Source organism: Chryseobacterium rhizosphaerae (assembly GCF_003385455.1).
Lineage (GTDB): Bacteria > Bacteroidota > Bacteroidia > Flavobacteriales > Weeksellaceae > Chryseobacterium > Chryseobacterium rhizosphaerae.
This window is the reverse complement of the sequence record NZ_QNUF01000043.1, coordinates 20,727-30,958: the sequence shown is the minus strand read 5'-3', so window position 1 is coordinate 30,958 and position 10,232 is coordinate 20,727. Positions and strand designations below refer to the sequence as shown.

11 protein-coding genes are annotated in these 10,232 nt (G+C 35.1%); 5 read left to right on the top strand and 6 right to left on the bottom strand.

The window, feature by feature from the left end:
* Window positions 1–108: 108 nt before the first annotated feature.
* The 6 genes from DRF57_RS22390 to DRF57_RS22365 form a co-directional block, all read right to left on the bottom strand.
* Complete coding sequence (locus DRF57_RS22390) at window positions 109–762, bottom strand: porin family protein (protein ID WP_052188668.1); 654 nt, start codon at window positions 760–762, stop codon at window positions 109–111.
* Window positions 763–840: 78 nt separating this feature from the next.
* Entirely contained in the window at window positions 841–1,503 is a 663-nt protein-coding gene (locus DRF57_RS22385; RefSeq protein ID WP_115920944.1) for an outer membrane beta-barrel protein, read from the bottom strand.
* A 76-nt stretch (window positions 1,504–1,579) separates the two neighbouring features.
* A complete protein-coding gene (locus DRF57_RS22380) occupies window positions 1,580–2,230 on the bottom strand; it encodes an outer membrane beta-barrel protein (protein ID WP_047490931.1) in 651 nt (216 codons plus the stop codon).
* A 527-nt stretch (window positions 2,231–2,757) separates the two neighbouring features.
* Window positions 2,758–3,255, bottom strand: a complete 498-nt coding sequence (locus DRF57_RS22375) for a hypothetical protein (RefSeq protein WP_047490934.1) — start codon at window positions 3,253–3,255, stop codon at window positions 2,758–2,760.
* Window positions 3,256–3,401: 146 nt separating this feature from the next.
* Complete coding sequence (locus DRF57_RS22370) at window positions 3,402–4,073, bottom strand: porin family protein (protein ID WP_047490935.1); 672 nt, start codon at window positions 4,071–4,073, stop codon at window positions 3,402–3,404.
* 115 nt (window positions 4,074–4,188) lie between these two features.
* Window positions 4,189–5,148: a PhoH family protein gene (locus DRF57_RS22365; RefSeq protein ID WP_047490938.1), complete on the bottom strand. Its 960-nt coding sequence runs from the start codon at window positions 5,146–5,148 to the stop codon at window positions 4,189–4,191.
* A gap of 131 nt (window positions 5,149–5,279) precedes the next feature.
* Between DRF57_RS22365 and DRF57_RS22360 the strand changes: the two genes are divergently transcribed.
* The 5 genes from DRF57_RS22360 to rpsF all read left to right on the top strand — a co-directional run bounded on the left by DRF57_RS22360 (window position 5,280) and on the right by rpsF (window position 10,229).
* A complete protein-coding gene (locus DRF57_RS22360; protein WP_047490941.1) occupies window positions 5,280–6,107 on the top strand; it encodes an SAM hydrolase/SAM-dependent halogenase family protein in 828 nt (275 codons plus the stop codon).
* 63 nt (window positions 6,108–6,170) lie between these two features.
* Window positions 6,171–7,478, top strand: coding sequence for a dihydrolipoamide acetyltransferase family protein (locus DRF57_RS22355; RefSeq protein ID WP_047490944.1), 1,308 nt, complete (start codon window positions 6,171–6,173; stop codon window positions 7,476–7,478).
* A gap of 258 nt (window positions 7,479–7,736) precedes the next feature.
* On the top strand, window positions 7,737–8,084 hold the full coding sequence (locus DRF57_RS22345) for a hypothetical protein (protein ID WP_047490949.1): 348 nt from the start codon (window positions 7,737–7,739) through the stop codon (window positions 8,082–8,084).
* A 312-nt stretch (window positions 8,085–8,396) separates the two neighbouring features.
* The gene (locus DRF57_RS22335) at window positions 8,397–9,749 is read left to right on the top strand and encodes a chloride channel protein (protein WP_115920940.1); all 1,353 of its coding nucleotides are present in this window, start codon (window positions 8,397–8,399) and stop codon (window positions 9,747–9,749) included.
* Window positions 9,750–9,887: 138 nt separating this feature from the next.
* Window positions 9,888–10,229 carry a 30S ribosomal protein S6 gene (rpsF, locus tag DRF57_RS22330; protein WP_047490958.1) on the top strand — a complete coding sequence of 114 codons (342 nt, stop codon included), beginning with the start codon at window positions 9,888–9,890 and terminating at the stop codon, window positions 10,227–10,229.
* Window positions 10,230–10,232 lie beyond the last annotated feature (3 nt).

Here is a 10,232-nt window from a genome sequence, read left to right as displayed (position 1 = left end):
AAAACCTATAAAAACAAAAACCAAAGCAAAAACAAATTTGCTCTGGTTTAATTATTTATTTTTGTCCTTTAATCTGTATCGGATTTTCAGGACTAGTCATAGATCTGTTTATTTAAACTTATATCCTAATCCGATCTGGAAGAAATTCATCTTCAGCTTTTCATCATTAACAGGATTTTTAAGCATATTAGTAAGTCCAAAACTATAACGGGCATCTACAAATAATCCTTTATAAACATTATAATCAGCTCCGAAGAACAAACCGAAATCCGTAGACTTCATATTATCATTAAAAGCTCTTTCAAGGAACTCCTCGCCTTCTCTGATGGCTCTTGGATCTGCCATAGCTCCACTTACTTCTATTTTGGCTGTAGTATTTGTCTTAAAGCTTACATACGGACCTGCATAGATTCCCAACTCAGGTGTTGCATAATATCTTGCTGATATAGGAATTAAAATCCTGTTAAAATTAAGCTTTTCAGTCACTTTAATATTGGAAGGAAATCCTACTTCGACTTTTCCACCTAAATTTGCATACTCAACTTCTCCCTGAACAGCAAATTTATCGTTGAATTTGTGTTCAACCAAAGCGCCTACATAAAATCCGGATTTAGATTTTAAACTTCCACTTACCCCTTCAAATTCAGGATCTTCATTGGAGTTTAGTTTTGATAATGCATAACCGGCTTTTACCCCGAATTTTGTCTGCGCATTCAAACCTGCAACAAGCGCAAGCGCTGACACTAAAAGAATTTTTTTCATGATTATTATATTTTAATTTCTATTTGAAATAAAGCTCAAAAATAAACTTTTCCCGCTTTACTTATATTGTTTTGTTTTTTATTTTGCAAACACGTATTTAACTCCAAAAGTCACAGAAGATAAATCCAGTCCGAATTTATAACTGTTCCTACTGACAGCTCCCTCATAGTCTCCTTTATATCTATTATATCCAAATTCTCCCAGGGTAGCTTCAATACTCCAGTTTTTGTTAAGGAAATAATCTAGACCAGGCTTGATATTAACCCCGATATGAGTATAATTATTTTTCTGGGAACCAAAATAATCAAGAATAGGATCCCCTCCGTTACCAGAGCTGGTTGCTTCTATTTTAGACTGACCAAACTCCAACGGAACCTGTAATTGGCCAAAGATGTATAACTTTTCAGACAAAGTCCAGTACTTTCTAATAAACGGAGCTACCACAAATGCATTATCCGTGTCTTTAATTTCAAGTATATTACTTACACCAACATCCCCAACTTTATATTTTGTAACGGCACTTTTATACCCCACTCCTAATCCTACAGCCAGATTTGTATCGATGAAGTATCCTGCAGTGGGAAGAATTTTAAAAACATCATCCTTTCTCAGGTTGTTGAATTCATTGCTTTCATTGTGACGATACTCTACCTGTCCGGAAAGATAAGTTGTTCCCTTAGTAATTTGGGCATTAGAAAAGCTGAAAAGAGCGACAGCTCCTGCCAATAATAGTTTTTTCATGATTATTATATTTTAATTTAAATAGTAAAAAAGCCCCAAGAAATTCTCAGGGCTTCATTGCTATATGCTTTGTTTATTATTTTGCAAATACATACTTAACTCCGAAAGTTACAGAAGATAAATTCAATCCGAATTTATAGTCGTTTACTCTCTTAGCTCCGTCAACATCTACTTTAGAAGTATTGTATCCGAATTCACCGATAGTAGCTTCGATAGACCAGTTTTTGTTTAAGAAATAATCTAAACCTGGCTTAACGTTAACTCCGATAGAAGTGAAGTTGTTTTTAGTAGAAGTAGAGGTAGTAGCAGTAGTTCCTCCAACAGTAGTTGTAGAAGTTGCTTCATCTTTATTTTGACCAAATACCATTGGTACTTCTAATTGACCGAAGATATATAATTTCTCACCAACAGTCCAGTATTTTCTTACAAATGGAGCTACAACAAATCCAGAAACAGTTTCTTTTGCATCTACAGTAGTTGCACCAATTGTAGAAACAGTTTTTGTGTTATCATTTTTGTAACCTAAACCTAAACCTACTGCTAAGTTAGTATCTACGAAATATCCTACAGTTGGAAGAACTTTGTAGCTCTCAACTTTTTTATCTGTATTGTTATTTTCAGTTTGAGAATAACCTACTTGACCTGATAAATATGTAGTTCCTTTAGCAATCTGAGCGTTTGATAAACCAAAAAGTGCAACAGCACCCGCTAATAATATTTTTTTCATTTTAAAAAATTTTAATACTTTCTGAGGGCAAATTTACAGTGGCCTCCACGAATATTAAAATTTGTTAACGTGATTAATATCATTGTTAAATATTGATCTTTTGTAAACATAAATCATAGTCAACAAACCTTTTTGATTTTTTCACAATATTATGAATAAAAAAATTTCGATTCTTCAATTAGAGGTCGATATCTTTGCTCTTTATGATTTGTCATTTTTGTCAAAAATAATACCCCTGCAAGAATTTTTGTTAAAATTAATAACGTAAAATATTAACATATAATTAATTAACTCTTAAAAATTAAACAATTGTTTATGAATTTTTATAAAAAGTCCAACTCTCCTTTTGAGAATTATATTTAAAAAATTCACAATAACCCTCAGAAAGTAAGTTTAATAGAACTTTAAGAATATTTTATATATCACTGTATCCTGGAGCATTATTAATCAGAAGAAATAGACTTGATGATGAGAAATAAGAAACTCTGGCTTTTGGCCAGAGTCTGCTATACTGTTTTTAAACTTTCTTATTTCAAAAAGAAGTTGTATCCAAGGTTTACTGCTCCTACATTCCAGCTATAAGAACCCCATCCCACTTTTCTACTGTTACTGATTGACTGGTATCCTAAGTACAACTCTCCTTTAGACATTTGATATCCGAATTTTGGCTGTGCATAGAAACCTCCGTCCATACCATCCTTTGTAGAAATACCATATCCAAGATCTAACCCTACAAAGATAGGAGCACCAGAAAATTTATACTTACCGGATACTGCTACCGGAATAAATCCGAAATCATCAAAATTATCTTTTCCAAAGAAATGAGAATATCCTGTTGTAACTCCAAGGTCAAGACCTTTTGTAATATTCCACATATAAGCAGCGTCTACACCTAATGTAAATGAAGAAATATCACTTGCATCAGATACAGGAACACCAATATGTCCACCTAGTTTAAAACCTTCCTGTGCTTGAGCAGCACCTCCTAAAAGTGCAAAAGCACCAATTAATAATAGCTTTTTCATTTATTTGACTAGCGTTTGAATTATGGTGCAAAAATACTAATTATTTCTATGATAAACTAAACCACTAAGAATGATATTATTTAAAATAAAAAAAGCAGAACAAATTTGTTCTGCTTTATATCTTGATAGATTAAAATCTTAAAGAATTAGTTTCCTCCGAATTTGAAACCGATACCTACTTGCAGGAAGCTGTTCGTTAATTTTCCGTCTCCTGAATCTTTTGCCAGGTTAGAAACACCGTAGTTGTATCTTGCATCAAAGAACAATCCGTTTTCCAAAGCATATTCTGCACCGATGAAAGGAGCAATATTCAAAGTATTCACCTGATCTTTGATATCTACTTTATCTCCTAAACCAAATTCAGCAGCAAGCTCTCCCGGAATCTCCGCTCCTCCTGTTACTTCATATTTTGCTTTAGCAGTAAGGATAATACCAAAACTTGCACCAGCAGAAACAGCTAAATTTTCAGTAATAAAATATTTAGCAGATACAGGAATCAATAAAGTACCGAAAGTCGTTTTTGCTTTTACACGAACATTTCCGTCGAAATCTCCTTCAAATGCACCTGTTTCGTCTACTTTTCCTCCAAGTGGCGAATATAAAACTTCCCCCTGAATTCCGAATTTGTCTCCGAATTTATGCTCAACCAAACCTCCTACATAGAATGTATGCATTGGATCTGAACTCTCAGATTGGCCATCAGCCTTCATTTTCAACGTAGATAAAGAATATCCGGCTTTAGCTCCAAATTTTGTTTCCTGAGCGTTTACATTTGCTCCCATGACAGCTACTGCTGCAATAAGTAAAAGTTTTTTCATTGTAATTAGTCTTTAATTTTAGGTCTGCAAAACTAATTATTTTTTTCTATTAAACAAATTTTAAAGAATAAAACAAACGTTAATAGAAGGTTAATGGAAACTTTTTTACATGAAATTAGTCATTTCTCAGTCTTTTTTCCTCATCATTATATGCCAGGATAATTTTTCTTACCACAGGGTGTCTTACCACATCTTCTTCCGTAAGATGCACAAACCCAATTTCTTTTACTCCTCCTAAGATTCTCATTGCCTCTTTCAATCCGGACTGCTGATTTTTTGGAAGGTCAATCTGGCTTGGATCTCCGGTAATGATAAACTTAGCATTCATCCCCATTCTCGTCAAAAACATTTTCATCTGAGCATGCGTGGTATTTTGCGCTTCATCAAGGATAACAAAAGCTTCATCCAGAGTACGTCCTCTCATAAAAGCCAGGGGTGCTACCTCGATTATTTTTTTCTCCATGTAACCTTCAAGCTTTTCATGAGGGATCATATCGCGAAGTGCATCATATAAAGGCTGTAAATAAGGATCCAGTTTTTCTTTAAGATCTCCCGGTAAAAAACCAAGGCTCTCCCCTGCTTCTACTGCAGGTCTTGTGAGAACAATTCTTTTTACCTCTTTATCTCTTAAAGCCCTTGCAGCTAGTGCCACACTGGTATATGTTTTTCCGGTTCCCGCAGGACCAATTGCAAAAACCATATCTTTTTTCTCTGTTTCCTTAACCAGTTTTTTAAGATTGGTGGTTTTCGCTTTTATTATTTTTCCATTGACTCCCTTTACAATAATATCCTGATCAAAAATCAGTTGTTTCTCATTTTCGTCTTTAATATTGAGAATATTTTCAACATCTTTAAGCTGTATCGAATTGTTTTTAGAAATAAAACTGACGATATCATCCAGTTTTTGCTTCAATATGTCTAAAACCTCCTGATTTCCCATCGCAAAGATAAAATGATCTCTTCCTGTAATTTTAAGAGTGGGGAAGCTTGATTTTATTAAGTTGAAATATTGGTTACTAACTCCATAGAAGATTTTCAAATCAGTATCTTCCAAATCATAGGTTAATTCAAACATGCAGTATTTTTATTTTAGATTTTAAAATTAAAGCTTTTTTTCAAATTTATATCAAATTCTTTTCAACAATCTTTCGGGCATTCTTTTTATTTTAAATAACTTTGCAATACTTCACTATTCTAAAATTGCTCATGTCAATTATTACCCTTACTTCGGATTTCGGAAATTTAGATTACAGAGTTTCGGCTGTGAAAGGCAAAATTCTGTCTCTAAACCCTGAGGTTAATATTGTTGATATAACCCACGATATCCAGGCATTCAACCTTATACAAACTTCATACATTGTAAGAAATGCCTATAAATACTTTCCAAAAGGAACCATACATATCCTTGCGGTAGACAGTTTTTTCAACAAATCAAGAAAAAATATTCTTTACAAAGCAGATGGCTCTTACTTTCTGGCAGCAGACAACGGTCTTTTAAGTCTTATATTTTTTGACATCAAACCTGAAGCGATCTATGAGATTACGCTGAATAACCGTTTTGATGATATCATAGACTTCACCTCTACTGATATTTTTGTTCCTGCAGCCGTACATCTTGCAAACGGGGGACTCCCGGAGGTCATTGGACGGAAAATAGAAACCACTAAGCAGCTGATGTTCCCAAGACCTGTCCTTAATGAATCTGAGGGAATGATTATTGGGGAGGTTACCTATATTGATAATTTCGGAAATATAATTTCAAATATCAGCAAAGATTTCTTCGAAAGTGCAGGCAAAGCCTATACAAGTTTTACTATAAAATTCAGAAATCTCACCCTTTCAAGAATTTTTTCAAGCCATACGGAAGTCGTTTCCGATTGGGAAAGGGAGACAGAATTCCATGGGCAATCTGCTGCGATCTTCAATGACAGTCAGCTTTTGGAACTTACCATCTATAAAGGGAGCAAGAAAAATGGGGCCAAAAGCCTGTTTGGATTGAATGTAGGCGAGAATATCTATATTGAATTCTCCTAAAATTATATATTTCATAAAAAAACCGATTTTTTTTATATATTTGTCAAAATCTAAAAATCAAAAATGGCAGAATACAAATTATTGCTTCCTTCCATGGGAGAAGGGGTTATGGAAGCGACAATTATCACTTGGTTATTCAATGAAGGTGATAACGTAAAAGAAGATGACTCTGTAGTAGAAATTGCAACAGATAAAGTAGATTCAGACGTTCCGACACCAGTTTCGGGGAAAATTGTAAAAATTTTAAAGCAAAAAGATGAAGTTGCCAAAGTTGGTGAAGCCATTGCTATTTTAGAAATCGAAGGAGAAGGCACTTCATCAGAGGAAGTAAAAACGGAAACTCCGGCTGCTACTCCGGACACTGAAACATTAAAAACAATTGAAGAGCCATTACAAACTGTAGCTGCTTCAAATGTAGAATTCTCAGGAGACCTTTATTTATCTCCACTTGTAAAATCAATTGCACAACAGGAAAACATTTCTGAAACTGAACTGAAGTCTATCAAAGGAAGCGGTTTGGAAGGAAGAATTACCAAAGAAGATATATTAGCCTATGTAGCGAACAGAGGAAACCAGCCGGCTCAGCAAGCAGCTCCGGTACAGGCAGCTTCCGCTCCGAAACCGGCAGTATCTGCTCCGGCAGCTACAGTTCCGGTAAGCGCAGGTGATGAGATCATTCCAATGGACAGAATGAGAAAGATCATCGCTGAAAATATGGTGAAAGCAAAACATATTGCTCCACACGTTACTTCTTTCATAGAAACAGACGTTACCAACGTTGTAAAATGGAGAAACAAAAACAAAGCAATCTTTGAAAAACGTGAAGGTGAAAAACTGACGTTCATGCCTATTTTCGTGAAAGCGATTGTAAAAGCAATTCAGGACTTCCCGATGATCAACGTTTCTATCAGTGGAGACAATATCATCAAGAAGAAAAACATCAATATTGGTATGGCTACTGCCCTTCCTGACGGAAACCTTATTGTTCCTGTTATTAAAAATGCAGATCAGTTATCACTGTCAGGTCTTGCAAAAGCAATCAATGATCTGGCTTACAGAGCAAGAAATAAAAAATTAAGACCGGAAGATACACAAGGAGCTACATATACCATCTCTAATGTGGGAAGCTTTGGAAACCTTATGGGAACTCCAATTATTCCACAGCCTCAGGTTGCTATTTTAGCAATTGGAGCTATCGTTAAGAAACCTGCGGTTCTTGAAACAGCAGACGGAGATGTTATTGCGATCAGAAACTTAATGTTCATGTCTCACTCTTATGACCACAGAGTAGTAGACGGATCTTTAGGAGGAATGATGCTGAAACATGTACATGACTATCTTGAAAACTGGGATCTGAACACGGAGATATAAAAGCAGAAGATACTTCCTTTAAAATTTAACCAGAAAACAATAGTCTAACCAACACTTAAACAGATATTACATGAAAAATGCAACTCTAATTGCAATAATTTCACTAAGCCTCATTATTCTTATTGATCTTATTCAGTTTATTTCCAGTTTTTTTGAGTTTTACTCTATGGAGCTGTTTCGCGTTTTTGGTGTTTTAAATCTTATCTGTTTTATGGGAATTCTACAGTTTTTCGTTAAATTATACAATAAACAAAAGGAATGAATCGTGAGCTTAGGGAACTTTTTGAAATAAAACAGGACGAAGAAAAAAGTATTCAACCTACTGGCCAAAACGTAAAAAAACATATTTTGATACGTCTTGCAGTACTTATTTTTGGAAGTGTTGCTTTTTTAATTGCCATGAGCCAGGCCAAAGGCTGGGATGTTCTGGGTTACCTTTTCCTTATGATGATATTTCATGCTGTATGGCTGCTTTTCATCATTATTGAAATGGTCATTCTTCAGGGCAGCGAAAAACTTAAACTGAGGAATGTAAATTTAATTTTCACCCTTGTTCTCTTATTGATTTATGGCATAGGAAGTGCCGTCGTCTTCAGCGGATCTTAAAATAAACTACAACAGGCTTTCAAAAATGAAAGCCTGTTTTGTATTATAATGATATTTGTTTTTTATAGATACACTCTATCAATTCTTTCAAAAATTATTCTATTTTTGCACCAGACTTTAATTAAGACACCAATCGGTGTTTATATGCAATCTTTTCCCGATAAGGATTTTAGACTTGAAATTAAAAATACTATTTTAAGCATTGGGATTCCAAAAGAATTAAGTGTAAATAATACCCTATCTATCGCAAAGTTTTTAGAGGAAATATAAATCTCAAAATTTTACCGTAATTTCATCCCAGAAAATAGACAAATGCTGAAAATCCTTGCTTTTATACGGAGATCCGTTAAAAAATCTTTTGACAATATTCGGAATGAGCAGCTAAAATATAATCTGCTTCAAGCCATTCCCTTCTGGATAGGATCTGTTATTACCGGTTTTTTTGCTGTATTGTATGCCAAAATATTTGCATGGGGTGAAAACCTCATGAATTTTATCTTTAACTGGCATGCATGGATGATTTTCATTATAGCCCCTGTCGGATTCGTACTTTCCTGGTGGCTGGTAAAAGAATTCGCTCCTAATGCTAAAGGAAGTGGCATTCCACAGGTAATGGCAGCAGTAGAACTTGCCAATCCGAAGGAACATAAAAAGATCAGAAGCCTTTTAAGTCTTAAAATTATTTTTTTCAAAATCCTGTCTTCTGTCATTTTAGTGATTGGAGGAGGTGCCGTAGGGCGTGAAGGTCCCACAATTCAGATTGCGGGTTCTGTTTTCAGAAAAGTAAACGAATACCTTCCTGAATGGTGGCCGAAAATCTCCAAAAAAAATATGATTATGACCGGAGCTGCTGCCGGACTTGCTGCCGCCTTCAACACTCCGTTGGGTGGAATTGTATTTGCAGTAGAAGAACTTTCAAAAACCCATATCAATTATTTTAAAACGGCTTTATTTACAGCCGTTATTATTGCCGGCCTTACCGCACAAACATTAGCCGGATCTTATCTCTATTTGGGATATCCGAAAACACATGACGTTTCTTTACTCATTATGTTCCCTATTGTGCTTGTAGCAGCAACTGCAGGTATTCTTGCAAGCCAGCTTTCCGTTATTATGCTTAAAATCAATAGCTGGAAAAAGAAAAAACTGAAAACAGATAAAGCCACGGTGCTGTTCCTTATTATTTGCGCTCTGGTTATAGCCTCTATCGCTTACTTTATTAACAGGGAAATTCTGGGTTCAGGAAAAGAGATTATGGAACGTGTTCTTTTCACCAAAGATAAACATGAAGACTGGTATGTCCCGATTTTAAGAATGCTTGGCCCTGCCCTTTCTTTTACATCAGGAGGTGCAGGTGGTATTTTTGCACCGGCTCTCAGTGCCGGAGCAAGCATAGGTTCTGTAATCTCAGGAGCTATCCACCTAACACCCAACGAAACCAATGTTGTGATTCTCGCCGGCATGGTTGCTTTTCTGACAGGAATTACCAGAGCTCCGTTTACTTCAGCAATTATCGTTCTGGAAATGACCGACAGACATTCCTTAATTTTCCACCTTATGCTTGCCGGAATGGTATCTTCTATTGCCTCTATTTTAGTAAGCAGACATTCGCTGTATGATGTACTGAAGGTTAATTTTTTAACGGAAATCCGGGAAAAAGATTAGTTTAGACTTAAATCCTACACCCCTTTCCTCTCTTATCTCAACTTTTAGCCCCTCAATTATTTCACCTCTACTCTTGCATATTATAAATATATTTTCTAATTTTGCACCTCGAAATAATTAACAAATTCATTTAACATTATGAACAATTACGAAACTGTTTTCATTTTAACTCCCGTTCTATCTGAATCACAGGTAGAGGAAGCAGTGAACAAGTATGTAGATCTTTTAAAAGAAAAGAACTGCGAAATCGTTGCTAAAGAAAACTGGGGATTAAAAAAATTAGCTTATCCGATCCAATTAAAAAAGAACGGATTCTACACTTTAATCGAGTTTAAAGGAGAAGGAACTATCGTTGGCGATTTAGAATTAGCATTCAAACGTGACGAAAGAGTAATCCGTTACCTTACAACAAAACTTGATAAGCATGCTATTGAGTACGCTGTAACTAGAAGAACTAAAGTAAAAGCAGCTAAAGCTTAATTA